Annotated in this window: 24 protein-coding genes; 8 read left to right on the plus strand and 16 right to left on the minus strand. The window is 53.9% G+C overall.

Annotated elements, in window-relative coordinates:
* Positions 1–115: 115 nt before the first annotated feature.
* Entirely contained in the window at positions 116–1,405 is a 1,290-nt protein-coding gene (purD, locus tag IEW52_RS01175; RefSeq protein WP_188628232.1) for a phosphoribosylamine--glycine ligase, read from the plus strand.
* A gap of 169 nt (positions 1,406–1,574) precedes the next feature.
* A complete protein-coding gene (locus IEW52_RS01180; RefSeq protein WP_188628233.1) occupies positions 1,575–1,943 on the plus strand; it encodes a COG4315 family predicted lipoprotein in 369 nt (122 codons plus the stop codon).
* Between the two features lie 50 nt (positions 1,944–1,993).
* On the opposite strand, the gene IEW52_RS01185 is transcribed toward IEW52_RS01180, so the two are convergent.
* The 8 genes from IEW52_RS01185 to IEW52_RS01220 form a co-directional block, all read right to left on the minus strand.
* Positions 1,994–2,350 carry a sirohydrochlorin chelatase gene (locus IEW52_RS01185; protein ID WP_188628234.1) on the minus strand — a complete coding sequence of 119 codons (357 nt, stop codon included), beginning with the start codon at positions 2,348–2,350 and terminating at the stop codon, positions 1,994–1,996.
* Position 2,351: 1 nt separating this feature from the next.
* A complete protein-coding gene (locus tag IEW52_RS01190; RefSeq protein ID WP_229667732.1) occupies positions 2,352–2,777 on the minus strand; it encodes a hypothetical protein in 426 nt (141 codons plus the stop codon).
* Between the two features lie 108 nt (positions 2,778–2,885).
* Positions 2,886–3,158 (minus strand): nucleoid-associated protein HU-alpha, encoded by a 273-nt coding sequence (gene hupA / locus IEW52_RS01195; protein ID WP_188628235.1) that lies wholly within the window; start codon positions 3,156–3,158, stop codon positions 2,886–2,888.
* A 332-nt stretch (positions 3,159–3,490) separates the two neighbouring features.
* A complete protein-coding gene (locus tag IEW52_RS01200; protein ID WP_268236637.1) occupies positions 3,491–4,378 on the minus strand; it encodes an NAD(P)-dependent oxidoreductase in 888 nt (295 codons plus the stop codon).
* Positions 4,379–4,547: 169 nt separating this feature from the next.
* Positions 4,548–6,035, minus strand: a complete 1,488-nt coding sequence (gene astD, locus IEW52_RS01205) for a succinylglutamate-semialdehyde dehydrogenase (RefSeq protein ID WP_188628237.1) — start codon at positions 6,033–6,035, stop codon at positions 4,548–4,550.
* Positions 6,036–6,038: 3 nt separating this feature from the next.
* On the minus strand, positions 6,039–7,055 hold the full coding sequence (astA, locus tag IEW52_RS01210; RefSeq protein ID WP_188628238.1) for an arginine N-succinyltransferase: 1,017 nt from the start codon (positions 7,053–7,055) through the stop codon (positions 6,039–6,041).
* Between the two features lie 71 nt (positions 7,056–7,126).
* The gene (locus IEW52_RS01215) at positions 7,127–8,341 is read right to left on the minus strand and encodes an aspartate aminotransferase family protein (protein WP_229667733.1); all 1,215 of its coding nucleotides are present in this window, start codon (positions 8,339–8,341) and stop codon (positions 7,127–7,129) included.
* Positions 8,342–8,650: 309 nt separating this feature from the next.
* Entirely contained in the window at positions 8,651–9,232 is a 582-nt protein-coding gene (locus IEW52_RS01220; protein ID WP_188628239.1) for an anthranilate synthase component II, read from the minus strand.
* 227 nt (positions 9,233–9,459) lie between these two features.
* Here IEW52_RS01220 and IEW52_RS01225 point away from each other — a divergent pair, with 227 nt between their 5' ends.
* Positions 9,460–9,966 (plus strand): DeoR family transcriptional regulator, encoded by a 507-nt coding sequence (locus tag IEW52_RS01225; RefSeq protein ID WP_188628240.1) that lies wholly within the window; start codon positions 9,460–9,462, stop codon positions 9,964–9,966.
* A 105-nt stretch (positions 9,967–10,071) separates the two neighbouring features.
* Here the strand turns inward: IEW52_RS01225 and zapE are convergent, their stop codons facing one another.
* The gene (gene zapE, locus IEW52_RS01230) at positions 10,072–11,196 is read right to left on the minus strand and encodes a cell division protein ZapE (RefSeq protein WP_188628241.1); all 1,125 of its coding nucleotides are present in this window, start codon (positions 11,194–11,196) and stop codon (positions 10,072–10,074) included.
* Between the two features lie 178 nt (positions 11,197–11,374).
* Entirely contained in the window at positions 11,375–11,716 is a 342-nt protein-coding gene (locus IEW52_RS01235) for a DUF2750 domain-containing protein (protein ID WP_188628242.1), read from the minus strand.
* A 143-nt stretch (positions 11,717–11,859) separates the two neighbouring features.
* Here IEW52_RS01235 and IEW52_RS01240 point away from each other — a divergent pair, with 143 nt between their 5' ends.
* The 4 genes from IEW52_RS01240 to IEW52_RS01255 all read left to right on the plus strand — a co-directional run bounded on the left by IEW52_RS01240 (position 11,860) and on the right by IEW52_RS01255 (position 14,999).
* Positions 11,860–12,507 carry an isochorismatase family protein gene (locus IEW52_RS01240; RefSeq protein ID WP_188628243.1) on the plus strand — a complete coding sequence of 216 codons (648 nt, stop codon included), beginning with the start codon at positions 11,860–11,862 and terminating at the stop codon, positions 12,505–12,507.
* A complete protein-coding gene (gene pncB / locus IEW52_RS01245; RefSeq protein WP_188628244.1) occupies positions 12,500–13,702 on the plus strand; it encodes a nicotinate phosphoribosyltransferase in 1,203 nt (400 codons plus the stop codon). The genes IEW52_RS01240 and pncB overlap by 8 nt, the downstream gene beginning before the upstream one ends.
* Before the next feature lie 135 nt (positions 13,703–13,837).
* Positions 13,838–14,644 carry a phenylalanine 4-monooxygenase gene (gene phhA, locus IEW52_RS01250; RefSeq protein ID WP_229667734.1) on the plus strand — a complete coding sequence of 269 codons (807 nt, stop codon included), beginning with the start codon at positions 13,838–13,840 and terminating at the stop codon, positions 14,642–14,644.
* A gap of 10 nt (positions 14,645–14,654) precedes the next feature.
* The gene (locus IEW52_RS01255; RefSeq protein ID WP_188628245.1) at positions 14,655–14,999 is read left to right on the plus strand and encodes a 4a-hydroxytetrahydrobiopterin dehydratase; all 345 of its coding nucleotides are present in this window, start codon (positions 14,655–14,657) and stop codon (positions 14,997–14,999) included.
* Positions 15,000–15,073: 74 nt separating this feature from the next.
* On the opposite strand, the gene IEW52_RS01260 is transcribed toward IEW52_RS01255, so the two are convergent.
* From IEW52_RS01260 to puuD, 5 genes are all read right to left on the minus strand, one after another.
* Positions 15,074–16,078 (minus strand): META domain-containing protein, encoded by a 1,005-nt coding sequence (locus IEW52_RS01260; protein WP_188628246.1) that lies wholly within the window; start codon positions 16,076–16,078, stop codon positions 15,074–15,076.
* A gap of 274 nt (positions 16,079–16,352) precedes the next feature.
* Positions 16,353–17,837 (minus strand): aldehyde dehydrogenase, encoded by a 1,485-nt coding sequence (locus IEW52_RS01265; protein ID WP_188628247.1) that lies wholly within the window; start codon positions 17,835–17,837, stop codon positions 16,353–16,355.
* A gap of 258 nt (positions 17,838–18,095) precedes the next feature.
* Positions 18,096–19,370 carry an NAD(P)/FAD-dependent oxidoreductase gene (locus tag IEW52_RS01270; protein WP_188628248.1) on the minus strand — a complete coding sequence of 425 codons (1,275 nt, stop codon included), beginning with the start codon at positions 19,368–19,370 and terminating at the stop codon, positions 18,096–18,098.
* A 54-nt stretch (positions 19,371–19,424) separates the two neighbouring features.
* Positions 19,425–19,991, minus strand: coding sequence for an HTH-type transcriptional regulator PuuR (gene puuR / locus IEW52_RS01275; RefSeq protein ID WP_188628249.1), 567 nt, complete (start codon positions 19,989–19,991; stop codon positions 19,425–19,427).
* On the minus strand, positions 19,988–20,752 hold the full coding sequence (gene puuD / locus IEW52_RS01280; protein ID WP_188628250.1) for a gamma-glutamyl-gamma-aminobutyrate hydrolase: 765 nt from the start codon (positions 20,750–20,752) through the stop codon (positions 19,988–19,990). Before puuD ends, puuR begins: the two co-directional genes overlap by 4 nt.
* Positions 20,753–20,939: 187 nt before the next feature.
* Between puuD and IEW52_RS01285 the strand changes: the two genes are divergently transcribed.
* A complete protein-coding gene (locus IEW52_RS01285; protein ID WP_188628251.1) occupies positions 20,940–22,364 on the plus strand; it encodes a glutamine synthetase family protein in 1,425 nt (474 codons plus the stop codon).
* Positions 22,365–22,678: 314 nt separating this feature from the next.
* On the opposite strand, the gene cydB is transcribed toward IEW52_RS01285, so the two are convergent.
* Positions 22,679–23,668, minus strand: a complete 990-nt coding sequence (gene cydB, locus IEW52_RS01290) for a cytochrome d ubiquinol oxidase subunit II (protein WP_188628252.1) — start codon at positions 23,666–23,668, stop codon at positions 22,679–22,681.
* Position 23,669 lies beyond the last annotated feature (1 nt).

Here is a 23,669-nt window from a genome sequence, read left to right on the forward strand (position 1 = left end):
GGCATTTCATGGTCGGCTTAGAGACTGCCCCCTATCCCTCCCTAACCGGCTGAATGGCATTTTGCAGACCCGTAGTTTCCTTCATTTGCTTTATAGGTTTTGAGGAACAAAATTGATGAAAGTATTAGTCATTGGTGGTGGCGGTCGTGAACACGCCCTGGCCTGGAAAGCCGCCCAGTCTGCCAACGTCAGCCAGGTATTCGTGGCGCCCGGCAATGCTGGCACCGAGCTTGAGCCCAGCCTGACCAATGTGGCCATTGCCGCCACCGATATTCAGGACCTGCTGGCCTTCGCCAAAAAAGAGCAGGTTGCCCTCACCATAGTGGGCCCGGAAGCGCCGTTGGTGGCCGGTGTAGTGGATGCCTTTGAGGCCGAGAACATGGCGATTTTTGGCCCCAGCGCCGCTGCGGCCCAGTTGGAAGGCTCCAAGGCCTTTACCAAAGACTTTCTCGCTCGCCAAAACATCCCCAGCGCCGATTATCAGAACTTTACCGAGGTAGAGCCCGCCCTGGCCTACTTGCGGGAGAAAGGCGCGCCCATCGTGGTGAAAGCCGATGGCCTTGCGGCCGGTAAAGGCGTGATCGTCGCCATGACGCTGAGCGAGGCCGAAGCCGCAGTGCGCGACATGTTGTCTGGCAATGCCTTTGGTGATGCGGGTAGCCGGGTGGTGATCGAAGAGTTTCTGGATGGCGAAGAAGCCTCCTTTATCGTGATGGTCGACGGCGAACATGTGTTGCCGATGGCCACCAGCCAGGATCACAAGCGCGTTGGCGATGGCGACACCGGGCCCAATACCGGCGGCATGGGCGCCTATAGCCCCGCCCCTGTGGTGACGCCCGAGATCCACGATCGCATTATGGAACAGGTGATCATGCCCACGGTGCGCGGCATGGCCGATGAAGGTCATGTTTACAAAGGCTTTTTGTATGCGGGTCTGATGATAGACAAGCGTGGTCAACCCAAGGTGATCGAATTCAACTGTCGCTTTGGCGATCCGGAAACCCAGCCCATTATGCTGCGCTTGCAGTCTGATCTGGTTGCACTGTGTCTGGCCGGCTGCAAAGGCGAGCTGAACAAGGTGAGTGCCGAGTTTGATCCGCGCGCATCTGTAGGTGTGGTGCTGGCGGCCGGTGGTTATCCGGGGCACTATCGCCAGAATGATGTCATCAGCAACATTCCTGCTGAAACCGACATCAGCAAAGTCTTTCATGCCGGTAGCAAATTCAAAGACGGCGAACTGCTTACCTCTGGCGGCCGAGTGTTATGTGCCACCGCATTGGGCAACACGGTCACCGAGGCTCAGGCCAACGCCTACGCCGTTGCCCGACAGGTGGAATGGGAAGGCGTGTTTTATCGCCACGACATCGCCTATCGCGCCATTGAGCGTGAAAACGCCGCGTCTTAAGGCAAACATTCGGCCTGAACTCGGATAGCAAGCCGCCATCGCAAGATGGCGGCTTTTTTATGCGCGGTTATTTCTCCTCACATATCGAAAACCATCTACCCTTTATCCAGATGCGGCTAATGATTCTCTGGCTTGGCATCCGCTTGTTTCCTGTTGAAAGGAGTCATGTATGTACCCAAAAGTATTACTCGGACTGGCAATGGCCTTCAGTGTGCAGGTTTGGGCCGCGCCGGTGCAAACGGCCGATAGCAGTGAGGGAGAAATTCTGACCAACGAAGCCGGCATGAGTCTGTATGTATTCGATAAAGACGAGGCCGGCGTCAGTAATTGTAATGACACCTGTGCCGACAATTGGCCACCACTGGCGGCCAGTAAAGAAGACCAGGCCGCAGGCGATTACGGCATTATTACCCGATCCGATGGCAGCCTGCAGTGGAGCTATCTGGATCAACCCCTGTACCTGTGGAAGCAAGACAAGGCACCCGGTGATATGACCGGTGATGGCAAATTCGATGTGTGGCATCTGGCCAAGCCCTGAGCCTGAACATAAGGTGATACATAATAAAAAGAGCCCTTGCGGGCTCTTTTTTAAAGTTGCTCGGCCAGCCAGTCGGCAAAACCGGGCAGAGCCCCAAGGTGAGGTAACAGCGTTAGAGTCACATCGGGATATTGCGCCCGCTTTTGCTCCAGCACCGAAGGCAGATCGTTGACCACATGCTTGCCCTGAGCCAGAAAATAGGGAAACAAGGTGATGTCTTTAGCGCCCGCCGCTATTTGCTGATCAATAGACTGTTCCAGCGTGGGCTCGGCCAATTCCCAAAACGCATGGCCCAATACATCGAAACGTGCCGTCATTGCCCGAGACAGGCTGTGGGAGAATATGGCTATTTCTTCGTTGGCTGCCACGCGGCGGCTGCCGTGAGCAACCAGTATAAATCCGTTCATGTTACTCCTTTTTACGCTTGACCAGTGGGTCCTGTGCCGCCAGCACATCCACACAGTAATCCCAGCTGGCAATGCGATAATGCTGAATATCTTCGTCCAGATGCAGACCTTTGCTTTGCTGATGAAACCAGATCAAAAAACGAGAGGGCGTAATCAGCTGGATCTGGCTGTCGGACCCAAAGTCGTCGTCGTCCATATAGTCCAAAACATCGGCACCTTCCAGCACGCGATAGCCAAATAAATGATCGAACTGTAACTGATAGATGACCTGAGGCGGAATGTCCATTTTGGTGGGGATGCCCATAGACAGCAGCAAGCGCCCCGTCCATACATCCTGATACACCTCGGTGAGCATGAGCCCGGTGGTTAAACCACGGCCGCCCGACCAGGGTGTTGCCATTTGTCGAATGGTATTTACTTCCATCATAGCCTCCCAAAAACGGGAACAGACTGGAGTTAGTTATAACAATTCAAACGTTAAAGGAGCAAGTATAGAAGAAAGAAAAAACCCGGCGAAAGCCGGGTTGAGAAGCAATTACTTGATAGCGTCTTTTAAGGCTTTGCCGGCAACGAAGGCAGGAACGTTGGCAGCGGCAATCTGAATTTCGTTGCCTGTTTGCGGGTTACGGCCGGTACGGGCGGCACGGTGATTAACCTTGAAAGTACCAAAACCAACCAGTTGCACCGGGTCACCTTCTTTCAGGCTTTGGGTGATACCGTTCAATACTTCTTCCAATGCGGCCTTGGCCTGTACTTTATTCAAATCTGCCTTGGCAGCGATTGCATCAACAAGCTGAGTCTTATTCATAGGGGATCCTTTCTCACTTGGCATTAAGTGGTTACCCACTCTATTCAAATTTAGGCGTCAAGCAAAGCCTTTGTCTGGTAGCTCAACATCAAGTGCCGTTGTTTTGTGCAAAATATGCGGAAAACATCACATAACCGCTACAGAAATGCCGCTATGGCTGCGGTCAACACCGAACCCAGCATAGCCGAGGCCCGCATCGGCTGCCAGACTCACCGCGACTTTCGGCACAAAATAACCCGCTTATCGAAGCCGGTCCGACAGAAGCAGACCGGCAATAAACGACAAATGACGTGTTTTGTAGGCGCGGCGCTGTTTTCAGGCCAGGCCGGCTATTACGACTCCAGATCCTTGATGACCACGGTAGAGTCACAACGGCCAAACCCTTCGCCCAGCAGTTTTTCGTATACCTTGTGCACATGCTCGGTCAATGGCAGTGTCAGCCCCTGCTGCTCGGCTTCATCCAGGCAAATGCCCAGATCCTTGTGCATCCACTGGGCAGCAAAGCCAAAATCGAATTTATCGTCCGCCATGGTTTGCGCGCGGTTTTGCAGCTGCCAGCTTTGTGCGGCACCACCGGCCAGCACATCAATCAGGGTGGGAATATCCAGCCCGGCTTTTTTGGCGATCATCAAGCCTTCGGCTATCCCCTGCACGGCACCAATCACGCAGATTTGATTCACCATCTTGCAACGCTGGCCGGCACCGACCGGGCCTAAGCGCGTGACTTTTTTACCGTAGGCCGCCAGCACAGGTGCCGCTTCGGCCACATCCGCCTCACCGCCGCCGACCATAATGGTCAGGGCGCCGTTTTCTGCGCCCAGCTGGCCGCCAGATACAGGTGCATCAATAAAGCGTAGGCCCGCTTTACCTGCGGCCTCTGCCAGCTCTTCGGCCAAAATAGCCGAGGTGGTGGTGTGATCCACCAACAGCGCGCCCGCTTTCATGCCGGCCAACACGCCCTCATCGCCATACACTACAGAGCGTACATCGTCGTCGTTACCCACACACACCATGACAATGTCTGCGTCTTTGGCCGCCTCGGCAGGCGTCGCACCATAAGAGCCCCCCTGTTGCTCGGCCCAGCTGGCCGCCTTTTCAGTACTGCGGTTATACACGCACACCTGATGTCCTGCCTGTTGCAGGTGGCCGGCCATGGGAAATCCCATGACGCCCAGGCCGATAAATGCCAGTTTCATCTCTGCTGCTCCTTTGGTTTTTATGCTGTTTCGCTAACTGAATGGCGCTATTTGTATCAATAAATGCGGCGGACTGCATCTTTGTTGAGGCCACCAAGAGAATTCCATCATGAATAGACAGAAAACCCTGCTGCCACGCCAGGCGCAGCAGCAGGGTCAGGGTGTTACAGCAAAAGCTTAACGCGCCGTGGATTTAAAACGTCAACCCGGGTGACAAGCTGGCTGGCATGGTCACCTTGTCGTCTTCAACCGAGGCTACCGGATAGGCACAGTAATCGGCGGCATAATAGGCGCTGGCTCTGTGGTTGCCACTGTCGCCCACGCCGCCAAAGGGCGCAGCACCCGAGGCACCTGTGATGGGTTTGTTCCAGTTAACAATGCCGGCGCGAATGCGGCGGAAAAAATAATCCCAGTCTTGCTGATAATCCGACAACAGGCCTGCCGACAATCCATAACGGGTGTTATTGGCCAGAGTTAAGGCCTGGTCCAGGTCGCCATAGCGGATCACCTGCAGCAAAGGACCAAAATATTCCTCATCGGGCAAATCATCAATGGCGGTCACGTCGATAATGCCCGGCGAGACCAATCCGGTATCTGCCTGCAGCGATTTGAGCATCAACAGCGATTGCCCACCCAGCGCCAGCAAATGGGCCTGGGCCGCGATCATCGACTTGGCTGCCTGAGGCGAAATCATGGATCCCATAAACGGCTGGGGCTCGGCGTCGTACAGCCCCACTTTGATCGCCTTGGTGACTTCCAGTAATCGCGCCAGAATGCGATCGCCCGCCTCGCCTTTGGGCAACAGCAAACGACGGGCACAGGTACAACGCTGGCCGGCGGTGATAAAGGCCGATTGCACTATGGTGTGCACGGCTGCGTCTATGTCGGCCACCTCGCCCACCACCAGCGGATTATTACCGCCCATTTCCAGCGCCAGAATCTTGCCGGGCTGTCCGGCCAGCTGGCTGTGCAGCACATTACCGGTACGCGACGAGCCGGTAAAAAACAGGCCGTCTATATTGGGGTGTGCAGCCAGCGCCTGGCCAGTACTTACTTCTCCTTGGACCAGATTCAATACCCCATTGGGCAGCCCGGCCAGCTCCCACAGTTTGACCATTTCCTGGGCTACCTTGGGCGTGAGCTCGGAGGGTTTGAATACCACCGTATTACCGGCAATCAGGGCTGGAACTATATGGCCATTGGGCAAGTGTCCCGGAAAGTTGTAAGGGCCAAATACCGCCACCACGCCATGGGGTTTGTGACGAATAAAGGCGCGCCCCCCGGCCATGGGGTTTTCGGTGATACCGGTGCGCTCGAAGTAGGCTTTTTCCGACAAGGCTATCTTGCCGGCCATGGCCGCCGCCTCGGTCAGGCTCTCCCACAGGGGTTTGCCGGTTTCTTCTGCAATCAACCGGGCGAGGCGTTCCTTGTGCTCTGCCAGCAAGTCGCCGTAGCGCCTGGCAATAACAAGGCGCTCGTTAACCCCTCGATCGGCCCAGGCTACACTGGCCTTGCGCGCCGCCGCGATGGCGGCATCTACCTGGCCGGCACTGGCGGCGGCACCGCACCAGAGGTCTTTGTTTTTGGCCGGATCGCGAGAGGTAAACAAGGCTCCCTCACCCGGCAGCCACTGCCCGTTAATATACTGCACCGCTTCACTAGCTTGAATTGCTTCAGTCATCAACTATATCTCCACTAGCCGGACGGTATCGCCGTCTTCCACCTTGAGCAAGCGCGCCACCTCGTCGGTCAGCACCGCCTGCGCCTTGTCTTCATTAATCGCCACCTCGGCAATAAGGGCACGAAAATGGGCAAATTCAGTATTGCTAATCAGGTGGGTTTTACCCTGAATGGTCTTGCCAACATGCACCTTTAGCTGGCGGCTGGTGCGTACGGTGCGAATTTGCGATAACTCACACTCCACACTGGGGCCGGCATCAAAAATGTCGACATAGCCGCGCCAGGTAAAACCTTCTTCTTCCAGCATGCGCAGGGCAGGCCGGGTATTATCATGGGTTTTCCCGATGACGGACTTCGCCTCTTTAGACAGCAAATTCACGTAGATCGGGAACTTGGGCATCAAATCGGCAATAAAGCCTTTTTGGCCAATACCGGTAAGATAGTCGACGGTAGGAAAGTCCATCGAAAAAAAGTGCTCTTGCAACCAGCTCCAGAAAGGGCTGTTACCTTTTGCGTCGGACACGCCGCGCATTTCTGCCAGAATGCGGTGATCAAATAACTCGGTAAATTCTGCCAGAAACAAAAAACGACATTTAGACAACAAGCGTCCATTCAAGCCCTTGCGTGCCGACTCGCGCAAAAACAGCGTACACAGCTCGCTGACTCCGGTGTAGTCATTACTCAGGGTCAGGGTGTCGACCACATTGTAAATGCCCAATCGCGGCGAGCTGTGTACCTGCTTGCCCAGCAGATAATTATAAAAAGGAGCAGACAAGCCCACGGCTGCATCTATGGCGCAGGTGCCCATTACCTCACCGGACTCACTGTCTTCGGCCACAAAAAAGTACAGGCACTCGCCCTTGCCTGCCGGTCGGCTGGCAAAGGAAGCCACTGAATGATCTATCTTGTTCTGAAGTAGTTCGTCGTTAACCGGCAGCGAGGTAAAACCATGACCAGACTCAATAGCGAACTGCTTGAGGGTGGGGAAATCTTTCTGCTCTATGGGGCGGATCACCAGCATGCAGCACTCCTTGTTATGGCAATCAGAGCAAGGCAACCCTGCCTTGCTCCTTATTACTGTGCCTGGTTGCGTTAGCCGTTGACCACCTTGGCCACGGCGCGCTCGAAACGCGCCAGGCCTTCAATGACATCTTCTTTGCTGATCACCAGTGAAGGCGCAAAGCGCACTACATTGGCGCCGGCCACCAGTACCATCAGCTGCTCGGCCATGGCCGCCTGCAGAAAATCGCGCGAGCGATCCTTGAACTGCTCGTTCAGCACACAGCCCAGCAACAGTCCCTGGCCACGAATTTCTTCAAAGCAATGGTATTGGGCATTGATGGCTTCCAACCCTTCGCGATACCAGCTTTCACGCTCTTTAACGCCGTTCAATACCGCTGTGGTGTTCACCGTATCAAAGGCCGCTTCGGCCACCGCACAGGCCAGCGGATTGCCACCATAGGTAGAGCCATGGGTGCCCGGTTTAAGCGAGGCGGCAATGGCGGTGGTGGTGAGCATGGCTCCGATGGGGAAACCGCCGCCCAATGACTTGGCACTGGTCAGAATATCCGGGGTCACGCCCAGGTTCATATAGGCATAAAGCGCGCCGGTTCGGCCGACACCGGTTTGTACTTCATCGAAAATCAACAGCGCATTGTGCTGATTACATAACTCACGCACCGCCTTCACATAGTCGGGATCCGGGCTGATAATGCCGCCCTCACCTTGCAAGGGCTCCATGACCACGGCACAGGTGTTGTCCGACATAATGGCTTCAAGTGCCGCTATATCGTTGTAGTCAACATGATCAACATCGGCCGGCTTGGGGCCAAAACCATCGGAGTAAGCCGCCTGGCCGCCCACGGTGACGGTAAAGAAGGTACGGCCATGGAAGCCCTGATTGAAGGCAATAATCTGGGTTTTTTCGGCACCAAAATGCTCGAGCGCATAGCGACGCGCCAGCTTCAAGGCCGCTTCGTTGGCTTCTGCACCCGAGTTACAAAAATAGGCTTTTTCGGCAAAGGTCGCTTCTACCATTTTACTGGCCAAACGCAGTGCCGGTTCGTTGGTCAGCACATTGCTCACATGCCACAGCTTTTCGCCCTGCTCTTTCAGCGCACCAACCAGTGCCGGATGGCAGTGGCCCAAACAATTAACCGCAATGCCACCGGCAAAATCGATGTACTCCCGGTTTTGCTGATCCCAGACGCGAGCACCCAGGCCACGCACCGGAATCACCTCGGCTGGCGCATAGTTGGGAACCATCACTTGATCGAATAACTCGCGGGTGACTGCCATATCAGACATGCTTACTCCTCCAAATACCGCAGCTTGCTCTGCAGCAAAAGTTAAATCTATGTAAATATACAAGCATTATTGCAAACAACCTGTGACATGTCTCTACAAAAAGCAAACAAAGCAGTCGTTTATCTGGCTGATTTAAAAGAGTTAGTCAAAGATATTGCATAAGCTCGCACTCAAAAGGCCAGGGCTGCGCCTGACACCACTCCATAGTGCATAAAAATGAGTTTCGGCGCAGCAACAGAAAGCGTTAATTCGCCTGCTTTCTTCGCATTCGGCGTTATTGATGTTAATCGGCGGCATCAGCGCCAGGGATTACAGCAGGCGAAGAAAGTTTTGCAGCAACTGATGGCCGCCTTCGGTCAAAATGCTTTCGGGGTGAAACTGTACGCTGTGCAGCGGCAAGTCGTTATGTTGCATGCCCATGATTTCATCTCGCTCGCCGCGCTCGGTTTCACTCCAGGCGGTCACGGTAAAGCAGCTCGGCAAACTGGCCGTCTCGACAATCAAAGAGTGATAACGGGTGACCGTCAGCGGATCGGGCAAGTCACGAAACACCCCCACTCCGGTATGACGAATGGCCGAGGTTTTGCCGTGCATCACCTGGCGAGCCCGCACCACCTTGCCGCCAAAGGCCTGGGCGATGGCCTGATGCCCCAAACACACCCCCAAAATGGGCAGCTTCCCGGCAAACTCACTGATGGCCGCCAGCGACACCCCCGCCTCGTTTGGCGTACAAGGGCCCGGAGAAATAATCAGCCCCGTTGGTTGCAAGGCGGCAATCTCATCCAGTGTAATGTCGTCGTTACGTCGCACCATTACCGCCTGCCCCAGCTCACCAAAATACTGCACCAGGTTGTAGGTAAAAGAGTCGTAATTATCGAGCATGAGCAGCATGAGTACAGTTTCCGTATGAATGAGTCATTAACGCTTTATATGCCCGCCATAATACCCGCCCAGCTAAAGTACAACCAGCCGCCGTTTCCGCCATCGTAAAAAAGAATCAGGCCAGGCATAAAAAAGGCGCCCGCGCCGTGTCGGTGAAACATCCCTTGCAGACAACGTCGCATATACCCAAAATGGGCACAGCGCCTAAACATCCTTTTTCTATTTTCGAGATTGATATGCCTTTCAACTATGATCAGCTGACCACACATTTTGGCCATATTTATCCGGCCCATGTAGAAGAGCTTTGCGAACTGCTGATCCAATTACGCAAACAGTTTTTTGGCGATCTCGACTTGATGCTGATCCTGGCCATTATCGGCTCACGCTCGCTACCGGCCAGGCTCGCCAGTGCCATGACCTACGATGAGTTCAAGTCGGTTGCAAAAAAGGCGGCCAACCTGCAGCCAATCAATATTCAATCTGTCGCCGAATGCAGTGGCATCGCCCGGGAAACGGTCCGCCGCAAAGTGAATAAGCTGGAGGAATTAGGACTGATTGAACGTAGCCAAAATGGCATGCTGCATGTGACCGATAACGCCACTCGCACCTTGTCTGCCTCTACCGATGCCAGCCTGCAGTATTTGGCCGCTCTGGGAGATATTTATCGAAACGCAAACCGCAGAGGCGAAGAACCAGATCAAAAACGTAAAGCTGAGATACAGGGGATAGGGAGTAAGGAATAGGGAATAGGGAATAGGGAATAGGGAATAGGGAATAGGGAATAGGGAATAGGGAATAGGGAGTGTGGGATGGCCAATATCACTCGGGTTGCATCATGGCGAACGGCATCAGTCTGAGGGGGACTGACCAAAGCGTTGCAGCTGCATCTCTTGCAACCGGCTAAGGGTGCGCCGAAACGGAAACGCCAGCGCCCCCTCTTTATACAGTTCACTTAACGGCACGGCGGCACTTAAATACAGAGGGATCTGGCGGTCATAACACTCGTCCACCAAAGCAATAAATCTGCGTACGCCGTCGTCCTGTCGCGATAATGCGGGCAGCTGTCGGTCGCCAGCCGTCACTTGAAGCGCACCGTCTTCGGTGCCTCGGGCAATGGCATTTTGCTGCGCGCCCCCCGACAACCGGGGCACCTCGCTCAGTAATATATGCGAAAACTGGTCACACAATTCAATAAAGTCCGGCGCGGCCAGTGGCTGCTCGCACAAATCAGAGTAACGACACCACAACACCTGCTTAGCGCGTTGCACCACTGTAATGTTTCTGTGACCCAGTAATAACGGTTGCTTATGCCCACCCTCTGGAGCCAGCTCGTTGAAAACCCCCGCCAGCGCCTGAGGCTGGTTGATCCAAAATCGGGGCTGTTGCTGGCCGGGGTGCAGCCGATGATCATGCCGGCCATCCACACTCAGCACCTGCATATGCTGATTCATCGACGCAATGGCAGGTAGGAGGCGCTCGCGGTTGAAGCCATTCTCATAGAGTTTTTCCGGCGGTTGATTGGAGGTAACCACCAGAATCAGCCCGAGCTCAAACAGCTGCTGCAATAACCGGCTCAGTAACATCACATCGCCAATATCGCTGATAAACAGCTCATCCAGACACAAGACTCTGGCCTCGCTCGCCAACTCTTGCGCCAGCAGAGTCAGCGGATCTTCCTGGCCAGTCAGCAGAAACAGCCGTTTATGCACCCAGCGCATAAAGTGATGAAAGTGCAACCGCCGGGCCGGCACAATCAAACTGCTGGTCAGGCTCTGATAAAAAGCGTCCATTAGCCAGGTTTTACCCCGACCAACGGGCCCCCATAAATAGATGCCGGAAATCTCTGCTTCGCCAACCACTAAACGACGATAACACAGCTCCAGACATTCAACCGCACGCCGTTGAGCCGCATCGTCTTTAAAGCCGGACTCCAGCGCCTGTTGGTAAGCAAAATAAGGAGAAAGTACAGACATCAGTCCTCATGTTTAGCTGAATGACACATAAGACCATTAAGCCAGATTTAAGACATAACTGACATCCGCCAACCTGTCCGTCCTCACACTTCTGTATCTTACTTCTCAAGCTGGTTTAACCAATAAAAACGGCCTGTTCTGCAAGCAGAACAGGCCGTTAACCCAAAAGCCGAGACGATTAAGCCAGGTCTTTTACCAGTTCCAGTACATCCAGCTCAACGCCGTCCAGCTCTTCGTCCCAGTTGGGGCCAATGCGCACGCCGTCTTCAGACATATCTTCTACCCAGACTTCCAAAAACTCGGGCAAGGTAATTTCGAAGGGCACATATTCGGCCCATTCGTCCAAACACTGTGCTTTTGCTTCATTCTCGGTAGACCATACCGGCATAACTTCGGTATCTTCAAACTCGGAGGAGTCACAAACGACCCACTCCTCGCCGAAACGCAATCCCCACATCACTCGATTGGCGGTTACTTCGTCGAGAAAACGCTGGTAATTTTTCTGATGGCTATCGCTCATGTTGTTCACCTTTGGGCTGATAACGGGGAAGATACCCCAGATGGGGCGATACTGAACCAAATCCCCCCTAGACTCAATCAAAACAATAGTAGTATCAGGTCATTTAGGGTCAAACACCCATACTTAAAAATAGGAGGTGGGGTATGCAATTACCCGCCAAAAAATACGTTGCCAGCCTGGATGTTGATGCTCAATACACCTTTACACCGGTCTGCCCCAACGAGCTTCCCGTGCCCGATGGCGACACCATTGTCGACGAACTCAACCAACAGGCGCAATTTGCAGCCTTTAGACTGGGCTCTAAAGATGCCCATTCGCCAGAGGCGCTGTGGGTCAGTAACGAGCAGCAACCACCATTCAGCCCCATAGAGGGCGCCAACATGGATATTCGCTGGCCCAGTCATGCGGTGCCCGGCACCAAAGGCTTTGAGCTGCTAGCCGGTCTGCCACACCCGGCCGACTACGACTTTTTTGTCTGGAAAGGCGTCGAGCCGGACATGCACCCTTACGGCGCCTGTTATCACGATTTGGCCGAGCGCATGAGCACCGGCATTATCGAGTATTTGCACGGTAAACAGGTAACCACAGTGCTGGTTGGCGGCCTGGCCACCGACTATTGCGTGCGCCATACGGTATTGCAGTTACGCAAGGCAGGCTTCGAGGTGATCGTGAATCGCGCCGCCACCCGTGGCGTGGCCGATGAGAGCAGCCGCCATGCCATTGCCGAGATGATCCAGCACGGCGCCCATTTTATGCATCACAGCGCAGAGCTGGAGCAAACCAATGACTGAACCCAAAACCGAATTTGTGATCCAATCGCTGCTCGATACCGATTTATACAAGTTCACCATGATGCAAACCGTACTGCATCAGCACCCGGCGGCCGAAGTGGAATATCACTTTCGCAGCCGTAATCCCGATCTGGACTTCAGCGACTGTATCGACGAAATAGCCGCTGAAATCGCCCACCTGTGTCAGCTTCGCTTAACAGAAGAAGAGCTGGCTTATCTGGGGCAACTCGACTACATCAAGCCCGATTTCATTCACTTTTTACGTCTGTTTCGCCTCGATCAACGCTTTATTCACCTAAGCTGCCACCAGGGAACGCTGGAGCTGAAAATTCACGGCCCCTGGCTGCATACCATTTTATTCGAAGTGCCGTTACTGGCGATTATCAGCGAGGTGTATTGCCGCCGCCATCACCCAGCACCCGACTGGTCCGCCGCCAGAGCGCGCCTGCAAGACAAAATCAGCCTGGTGAAAAGCGACGTTGAGCATGCTGATTTTCGCTTTTCCGACTTCGGCACCCGCCGCCGTTATTCCCGCCTGTGGCAACAGGAAGTGGTCGAGGAGCTGGCCCGGCAACTACCGGTGCAATTTAGCGGCACCAGCAACCTGGATTTGGCTCGTCGTTTCAACCTCAAGCCGGTGGGCACCCTGGCTCATGAATTCATGCAGGCTTTTCAGGCGCTGGGACCACGACTTATCGACAGCCAGAAAATGGCACTGGAGGCCTGGGTACATGAATATCGCGGCCAGCTGGGCATAGCACTGACCGATGTGGTCGGCATGGACGCTTTCTTGCGGGACTTCGATCTGTATTTTGCCAAGCTGTTTGACGGCCTGCGCCAAGACTCGGGCGATCCAGTGGAATGGACCGAAAAAGCATTGGCCCACTATCGGCGGTTAAACATAGATCCGCGTAGCAAAACCTTTGTCTACAGCGATGGGCTCACCATGCACAGCGCACTCGATCTGTATCGACAGTTTCGCGACCAATGTCGGCCCGCCTTTGGTATTGGTACCCAGTTAACCAACGACATCATGAGCCATTCGCCGATCAACATAGTGCTGAAAATGACCAGTTGCAATGGCCAGGCCGTAGCCAAGCTGTCGGACAGCCCGGGAAAGGCCATGAGTGATGACGAAGGCTACATGGCCTATCTGGCACAGGTGTTTGACGTGGATTTAGCGACGGTCAAATAATCCACCCGGCCACTCTGTCTGTAAACTTATAATGACAGCCACACTCTCGCCAGGGACGGCGCCGGGCTTCTCTATTTGCGGTCGGTTCTCTACATTAAAGATTGAATCGAAACCGATTGGAAGTGGAAACGCCTGATGAACAGCACTCAGTACGTGGCGCACAAGCCCGATGCCAATGGCATTATTCATTACAGCGACGAGGAAAATGCCATTTGGCATACCTTGATTGAGCGCCAGCTGGCCTGCGTTCAGGGAAGAGCTTGTAAAGAATACATGACAGGGCTGGAAAAACTGGCGCTTTCCCACCGGCATATTCCTCAACTGAAGGATATCAATCAGGTATTAGAACCCGCTACCGGCTGGCAGGTACACAGAGTACCGGCGTTAATCTCGTTCGATCATTTTTTTGAACTCCTGGCCAACCGGCAGTTTCCGGTAGCCACCTTTATTCGCCGCGAAGACGAGCTGGACTATCTGCAAGAGCCGGATATCTTCCATGAGCTGTTTGGCCACTGCGCCCTGCTGACCAATCCGGCTTTTGCCCGCTTTACCCACACTTATGGTCAACTGGGCCGCGATGCCAGTCCTGCCGATCGGGGTTTTCTGGCGCGACTATACTGGTTTACCGTGGAGTTTGGCCTGTTGAACAGCCCGCAGGGGCGGCGTATTTACGGCGGCGGTATCCTGTCTTCTCCTGGCGAAACGCAACACGCCTTCGAGTCTGATATTCCGGAGTTTCGCCCCTTTGATATACTGGATGTGCTGCGTACCCCGTATCGCATCGACATCATGCAGCCCATTTATTACGTGCTCGACTCGCTCGACGATCTATTTGCCATTGCCGACATGGATATCATGGCTCACATACAGCAAGCCCGCAGTCTGGGGCTGTTTACGCCCACATTCCCTGACAAAAAAGCCACCAAACACAATGCCAGTTAAAGGAGTCAACATGACCGAACTTGCCCAACAACAGTGTGAAGCCTGCAAGGCTGACGCTCCCAAAGTCAGCGATGCCGAGCTGGCCGATTTAATGAAAGCTCTGCCGGACTGGACGCCCATGGCCCGAGAGGGGGTACTGCAGCTGGAGCGGGAATTTACCTTTAAAAACTTCAAGCTCGCCTGGGCCTTTGCCAACCAGGTGGCCGAGCTGGCAGAAAGCGAGTTTCATCATCCGACCATTACCCTGGAATGGGGCAAGGTGACCGTCACCTGGTGGACCCACGCCATTAACGGACTACACCGCAACGACTTCATCATGGCCGCTCGCACCGACCAGTTGCTGGCTGCGCCGTAGATATAAAGAGTAAAGGGAATGGGGAATCCCTATTCCCTATTCCCTATTCCCTATTCCCTATTCCCTATTCCCTATTATCTTATTGCCTGGTGAGCCGTTAAGGTGCGGCCATCTTCGGCAAAAATAACCAGACCACCGTTGGCATTCCACTCGATACGCTGGGCATGACTCAATACATCCAGCATGATGCGCTCGTGCTGCATTTGTGCCTCGGTACACATCATCATGGTACCGGCCAGATCGGAGGGCACGCTTAACTTGTCGCCTTGCAGCTGATAGCTGCCCGTAAAGCTGTTACAAAACGCACGACCGTACAAACGGCCGTCATCACCAAAGTGAATGCTGGCTTCGGCATCCGCCGCAGCCCCTGCGGGCACGGATACGTCTTCACCGTTCAGGTTGGTCACCTGCCATTCTCGGCTCTGCAGCAAAGCCGCGGGATCGGACACACACTCGGGATATGTCTTGCCGTTTACGGTTAGCAGAGCCCAGTCTGCCTTGCTCCAAAACTCGGTACTGCTGTCGTTGGCCAACTGAAAACGAGCGCCAGAGGCTGACTTGACCAAGTCCAGAGTCAGCGCCTGATCGTTAAGCTGCAGATGAGCCTGATCATCGGCAAATTTCACCTGAATACGCTGCCCACCACATTGCATGACACTGAGAGACTGGTAGTCGGTTACCTGCTGCAATTGCAGATTGCCCAACTCGGTCAGGCCCGGCTCGGCGGACACACCAATGGGCGCGCTGCTCCAGCTTACCTGACCTTGCTCTTTAATGACCGCGCTCAAACTGTAGGTACTCGAGTTCAAATTCCGAGTATCAAGCAGCACATTAAACGGAATGGGCAACTGCTGTTTATCAAGATCGATTTGCTGCTGGGCCACTATGGCACCCTTGGCCACACTGGTATCGCGCACCGTAATTTCGGCTACGCTGTTCGGCGCCAGCGCAATACGCGACAGGTAAGACAGACTACCGGTTATCTGATGTTGCTCAGTAACCTCATGTTGCTCGGCACAGCCACTCAGTGCAGTGATGGCCACAACGGAAGTTAATGCAAGGGAAGTCAGTTGATTCATTAAAACACCTCGAAGAATAAGGTTCCATCATCCTTGAACATCAGGGTTCGTCCGCTGGCAACCCAGTAATTAGAGTAAGATACCTAATCAGAATATAGGGTTTGATAAATAAAAGCGCGCCTAACCGCAAAGGTCCGCTTTGCCTCATCATAAACCGGCGTTATTGCGACACAAACAGACGGCGCTGCGCGATATTGCGCAGCGGTCGCAGCGCCTGCATCCGTGCTCCCTGTAGTCGCGCGCTTTAGCCGCGACATCCGGCCAAGGTAGTAATTCAATCCAGCGCCAGCCAGGTGGTTTTCAGCTCGGTAAATTTGTCGAAGGCGTGCAATGACTTGTCTCGGCCATTACCACTTTTTTTCACGCCGCCAAAGGGCACCGTCATATCACCGTCGTTGTAGTTATTGATAAATACCGACCCCACCCTGAGCTTGCGCGCCAGTCGGTGAGCTCGCTGCAAATTAGAGGTCCACACCCCGGCTCCCAGGCCGTATTTACTGCTGTTGGCCAGGTGCAAGGCTTCTGCTTCACTGCTAAAGGTCGTCACCGCCAAAACGGGCCCGAATATTTCTTCATTGGCAATGCGCATATGCGGCGTAACCTGCTCGAGTACGGTCGGCCCCATGAAGTTGCCCGCTTGATCACGGCCGTCCAGAGTCAGCTGGGCGCCCTCTTCAAGTCCCAGGCTGATATAACGACAGACACTGGCATGGTGATTTTTATCTATCAGGGTGCCCATAATGGTGTCCGGATCTAGCGGGTTCATGGGTTTGAAGGCGGCGGCGGCCTGTTTGAATTCGGCCATAAAGGTGTCTTTTATACTCGCTTCCACCAACAAGCGTGTGCCGGCAACACACACCTCGCCCTGATTATAAAAAATAGCGGCAGCACAGGCCTTTGCCGCTTTGCCCAGATCCGGACAGTCGGCAAACACAATATTGGCGCTCTTTCCTCCGGCTTCAATCCAGACCCGCTTCATGTTGGAACTGCCCGCATATTCCAGCAACCGACGGCCCACTCCGGTCGAGCCGGTGAAGGTCAGGCAATCCACATCATGATGCAACCCCAACGCCTTGCCGGTTTCCAGGCCCAGGCCTGGCAGAATATTCAGCACGCCATCTGGCAGGCCCGCTTTTTTGGCCAGCGCGCCCAGGCGAATCGCACTCAGGGGGGCCTTTTCCGAGGGCTTGAGCACCACAGAGTTTCCCGCCGCCAGCGCTGGTCCCAGCTTCCAGCACGCCAGCAATAACGGAAAATTCCAGGGCACGATTGCCGCCACCACCCCCACTGGTTCGCGACTGATTAACGCCAGCGCATTGTTGGCGGTAGGGGCAATTTCACCGTAGATCTTGTCAATCGACTCGGCATACCAGCGAATGGCGCGCACGGCACCGGGAATATCATCACGCAGACTATGGCGAATCGGCTTGCCGGTATTCAGGGTTTCCAGCAATGCCAGCTCTTGCTGATGCTTTTCTATTAATGCGGCCAAACGTAACAGCACCGACTTGCGCTCGGCAGGCGAGGCCTCGGACCACACGCCCGACTCAAAGCTGCTTCTGGCAGCCATTACCGCCTTGTTCACATCCGCTTCTTGCGCTCGGCTTACCTCGGCAAGCGGGTGATCCGTTGCCGGATTAATACAGCCAAAGCACTCACCTGCCTGTGCCTTCTGGTATTTACCGGCAATGAACAATCTCGTTTCCAGGGTCAGTTCACTCGCCAGTGCTTGCCAATACGCCTTGTCTTTATAGTCCATAATGACCCCTCTCCATGCTCCTCCCACGGCGCCCCCCCTTCCCAAATCACGGAAAATGCTCGATAAGTGAAAGTGTTACGCTCGTACGGCTGTGATAAATTTTAAACTTAGTCGATCTCTGCTCGAAACGATATCAGGAACATGACTGCGGGCACCATGCTGGTGAAATCGATACCGGGTTGGCATGTGGCATGGCGTCACCATGATAGAAAAGGAACAGGCATTCCTGCATGGGTTATGCGGAATGCCTGTAAATGGTTACACGCCCAGCTTATCACGCAGGCTATAGTAAGCGGCTCCCATGGCACTAAAAGGCACTTGAAAACGTCGACCGCCAAAAAATGGCAAATGCGGTAAATTGGCAAATGCATCAAAACGCTCGGCCTGGCCGGTTAATATTTCCGACAGCAACTTGCCAGCCAGATGAGTGCAGGTCACGCCATGACCGCTGTAACCCTGCATATAGTAGACATTGGGTTCAAGCCGGCCAAACTGAGGCAGCCTGGACAGGGTTAACAAGAAATGACCACTCCAGCGATAATCGACCTTGATCCCTTTTAATTGCGGAAATGTTTTCAAGAGTTTGGGCATCACCAGTCGTTCAATGTCATCGGGATCCCGTGCGCCATACACCACACCGCCGCCATAGATTAATCGTCGGTCTGCGGTTAAACGAAAATAATCCAGCAGATAATTACTGTCTTCAACGCAATAGTTGTTAGGAATAAGACGGCTGGCTTGCTCTTCGCTTAAGGGCTCCGTCGTAATCACCTGCGAACCACAAGGCATGGCTTTAGCGGTCAGTTTAGGCTCAAGATTTCCCAAATAGGCATTACCGGCCATGACCACAAAATGCGCTTTCACCTTCCCTTTAGCCGTGACGACGGTCGCAGGGTCGCCGTGGCGAATTTCCAGCACGGCCGACTGCTCAAAAATACGTCCGCCGAGTTGACGAATGGCGTTAGCCTCACCCAATGCCAGGTTCAGGGGGTGCAGATGACCACCCTTATGATCCAGCAGGCCGCCAACATAAGACTCGGTATCTACTTGCTGGCGTATCTGCTTGGCATCCAGCAGTTCCAGGTGCTGATGGCCATAACGCTCCCAACCGGCTTTTTGCGCCTTGAGCGCGGCCATTTGCCGTGTATTGAGTGCCGCAAACATGCCACCCTGGCGAAAATCACAGTCGATATTATATTGTTTGATACGGCTGCGAATAATATCGGCCCCTTCAAACATCATACTGCCAAGCATGCGGGCAGTATCCTGGCTGTAGCGGGATTCGATTACATCGATATCACGGCTGTAAGAGTTAACGATTTGTCCACCGTTACGACCGCTGGCGCCAAAGCCAATCTGACTGGCTTCCAGTAACACCACATCAAAGCCGGATTCCACCAGAAAAAGGGCGCTCGACAAACCAGTATAGCCCCCCCCCACCACACACACGTCGCACTGTATGTCTTCGTCCAGTTGTGGCCATGCCGGGTGTGTGTTTGCTGATGCTGCGTAATAGCTGCTGACATGTTGCATCTGCTTCTCCTTTATTCAGGGCTATGGACCTTTGACTGCAGCACTGCGCGTGCATTAAAAATTGGCAGGGGTGTGCGCACTGACAATGCGGCACTCTTGCTCGGAATGATTGGTAAAGGTATGGGGTAATCCGGTATCGATAACATAGCTTTGCCCAGCTGCAAGCCAGTATTGCTCGCCATCCACAACCAGCTCGATTTCCCCCTCAAGCACTGTGCCCACTTCTTCCCCCCGGTGCTTGATGTGGCCGCCGGTGCTTGCACCTGGCGCATAGCGCTCAATCAAAAAATCCAGCGCGCGCTGGTTATTACCGTTATGTACCAACTTGAAAGACACCCCCTGGCTACCTATTTCTATCAACTCTTCAGGATTAATCACCACCTGATAACGTGATGCCGGTACCAGCTCGGTGAAAAACTCGGATAAGGAGCGGTTATATACCTTGAGTATTTTTTGCAGGGTACTGACTGCAGGGCTGACTTTATCCTGCTCTATGGTGCAAATGGCACTGTGGGTAAGGCCAGCCAGCTCGGCGACCTTGCGCTGGCTCAAGCCGGCTTGCCGACGTAGTAACGCCAACTGGCGACCCAGTACGACTTCCTGGCGTGGTGACGTTTTCATAACATGCCCTTCTGCTGCTGATAGTGGCAACAGGCTTGAATAAAACCATCAAACAAGGCGCGAGACAGCGGGTTCTCTCGACTCTGCCATTCTGGATGCCACTGTACTCCCAGAGCAAACGGATGCTCGGCAAAGCTGATGGCCTCCACCAGCCCATCTGCAGCGATAGCATCGGTACGTACCCCGGCACCCAATAGATGCGCGCCCTGGGTATGCAAGGAATTGACCCAGAGCTCCTGAGATCCGGCCAGCTGACTTAACACGCCATTTTCAGTCGGTGTAATAGAGTGGGCGGGTCCGTATTGCCGGTCGATGGGCTGAGATTCATCTTCTCTGTGCTCATCAAACAAGCCGGTTTCATGCAGGCGCGGATACAAGCTGCCGCCACTGGCCACCACCATTTCCTGAAAGCCACGACAAATACCCAATAAAGGCAACTGACACTCTCGTATCAATGTTACCAGCGCCAGACTCAAGGCATCGCGGCCGGGATCGGCATTTGGCTCATTGCCGTGCGCCCCGTAATGATGGGGCTCTATATTACTCGGGCTACCAGTGAGCAGGATGCCGTCGAGTAGCGATAAGGTTTGCCGCAAAACTGAAGCATCTTTGGCCAGGCGATGCACCAGAGGAAAAGGCAGGCCACCGGCATCCCAGACGGCATTCAAGTATTTTTGATGCAAGGTCATGGTGGGATGCGCGCCAAGCACTTGCTCACACATGATGATCCCCACCACCGGCCTGTTGATAATATCAACCACTCGACTTCCTCCCGGATGCGTTGCCTATGATGTTTTTTCTATTACAAGTACATGCCGTATAAAAAATCTAACAAAGCAACCAAAAAACAGCAACAGGTGTAATATATATTTAACAGTTGCCAAACATAATGAACATACCTATGTTTGTTAGTGTTGAATATTATTAACAACAATGAGCGGTGAGCTTATGCAAGCAGAGGCCTTTAATTCCTTTCCTGCGGTGACGAGTTTAACGTCATCCACCAAAGCGCTGAGTCCATTCGAGCAAGAGGTCGCTAAATACCTGGCCCAGTACCCGGATACCCAGTATCTGGATGTATTACTCACGGATTTAAATGGGATTTTTCGGGGAAAGCGCTTGCCGGTGAGTGCCCTCGATAAACTGGAAGCGGGTTGCTTCTTCCCCGGTTCTGTCTTCGCCATGGATTTTCGCGGTAATGTGGTTGAAGAAACCGGCGTCGGCCAGGATATAGGTGAGCCGGATCTGCCCTGTTTTCCCATCCCCAATACACTGGTGCCTTCGGCAAGTGATCCCGACACTGTTGCCCAATTATTACTGACCATGGAAATGGAAGATGGAACTCCTTTCCCGCTGGAGCCACGTAATGTGCTGACCAGGGTGTGGCAGCAAGTCAAAACCAGAGGATTGACTCCGGTCGTGGCGTTGGAAGTTGAATTTTATCTGGTTGATAGAGAGCGAGATGAAGCAGGCTACTTGCAACCCCCCCGCTCTCCCCTGACTCAAAAGCGAGATACTTATAGCCAGGTTTACTCTGTTGATAACCTGAACAATTTTGCCGATATTTTGGCCGAGATCGACAGCCTGGCCGTACAGCAAGGGCTACCTGCCGATGGGGCCGTCGCCGAAGCCGCCCCGGGCCAGTTTGAAATCAACCTCACTCATACCGACGATGTATTGGCCGCCTGTGACCATGCACTGGCACTGAAGCGTCTCATTAAACTGGTTGCTGAAAAGAACGACATGGACGCGACCTTCATGGCCAAACCTTATGAAGAGCATGCGGGCAGTGGCTTGCATGTGCACATCAGTGTGGTGGATGAGAGCAGGAATAACCTGTTTGCCGATGCCGACGGCGAAGACTCTGCCCTCTTGCATAAGGCATTATCGGGCATGCTGGATTTAATGCCGGAAAGCATGGCGCTGCTCGCCCCCAACATGAACTCCTTCCGTCGTTTTCAGCCAGGCATGTTTGTTCCTACTCAAGCGTCCTGGGGTCATAACAATCGTACCGTGGCGCTGCGTATCCCCTGTGGCGATGAAGATGCAAGACGGATCGAATACCGAGTGGCCGGCGCCGACGCCAATCCTTACTTGATTATGGCCACGGTACTGGCCGGTTTACTTCATGGGATCGATAACACACTTCCCTTGCCTCAACCTGTGATTGGTAACGGTATGGAGCAGGAAGGCGTCGCTTTTCCTACTCGACAAAGTGAAGCGCTGCAGGCCCTGGCTGACTCAACACAGCTGAAACACTACCTGGGTGAAGAATTTATCGAGGTATATCGTATTTGCAAATACGACGAACTCCTGGCGTTTGAGCGACAAATATCCGACATCGAATTGGAATGGATGCTGAAAAATGCCTGATTGGGCACCAACACCCTGCCAGATGCTGCATAACGTCCACTTGTAACGCCGCATCTACGCAGGGTACGATACTCCCCGCATATTGTAACGACTTGTCCGAGGGTGCCATCACCACCATAGGCCTGTTGAGAGCCGGCTTACTGTTTGTATAACCGTATGTCACCCACAAAAAAGGCTCCAAAGGAGCCTTTTTAAACATGGAGTTACAACCCCGTTAGCAGCAGTTTGAGGGCGCCCCCCACCAAGGTCAGCAGCAGTACGCCGCCCAGGTAAAGAGCCGCAAACCACAGCCAGCTTTTCTTGTTGGCCATCAATCAATACCCCTCTTCAAAGTCCTCGACCTTGCCCGAGAAAATACGATAGCCCCACAGGGTGTAGGCACAGATCAGCGGCAGGAAGATGAAAATGCCGGGTAACAGAAATTTCAAACTGCTTTCGGGCGCACTGGCCTGCCACAAGGTTAGCTGATGGGGGATCAGATAAGGGAACAAACCCACGACCAAACCGCCAAAGCCCAGCACAAACAGGCCCACCGCCAGCCAGAACGGCCGGGTTTCATGAGGTTCACCATCCAGATCCCGGAACAGCAACCAGCCGAACAAGGCACTCAGCAAGGGCAGCGGCAACAGCAGAATAAAGTTGATACCGTCAAACCAGCGGGCGCGAACTTCGGTATTGGTATATAGCGTCCACAGACTGACGATCACCAGGATCACCATCACGGTGACCACCAGCTTGCGGCCCAGGTGAGCGGCACGCGCCATAATATCGCCCCGGCTTTTCATCACCAGATAGCAGCAGGCCAGCAAGGCATAGGCCGCCATCAGCGCAAAACCGGTAAAGGCGCTAAAGGGCGTCAGCCAGTCCAGCGCTCCCTGTTCGCCGGCTTCCACCCCCTGTACCACGGCTCCCAAAATGGTGCCCTGACAAAAGGTTGCTACCGCAGAGCCCAGAAAGAAGGCCCAGTCCCACAAGGATTTGGAACGATGAGACTTGAAGCGATACTCAAAGGCCACGCCACGAAAGATAAGCCCAATCAGCATGATGATAATGGGCGTGTACATGGTCGATAAAATACCCGCATAAGCCGCCGGAAAAGCGGCAAACAGCACCACACCGCCAAACACCAGCCAGGTTTCGTTGCCATCCCACACATGAGAGATCGAGCGCATCATGTGGTCGCGCTCTCCCTCGCTTTTAAACCAGGGATACAGGATGCCAAGGCCAAGATCGAAGCCATCCAGCACCACATACATGAGCACCGCAAAGCCGAGTAATAAATAATAAAACAGCGCCAGATCCATA

The sequence above is a fragment of the Oceanisphaera marina genome (genome assembly GCF_014643915.1).
GTDB lineage: Bacteria > Pseudomonadota > Gammaproteobacteria > Enterobacterales > Aeromonadaceae > Oceanimonas > Oceanimonas marina.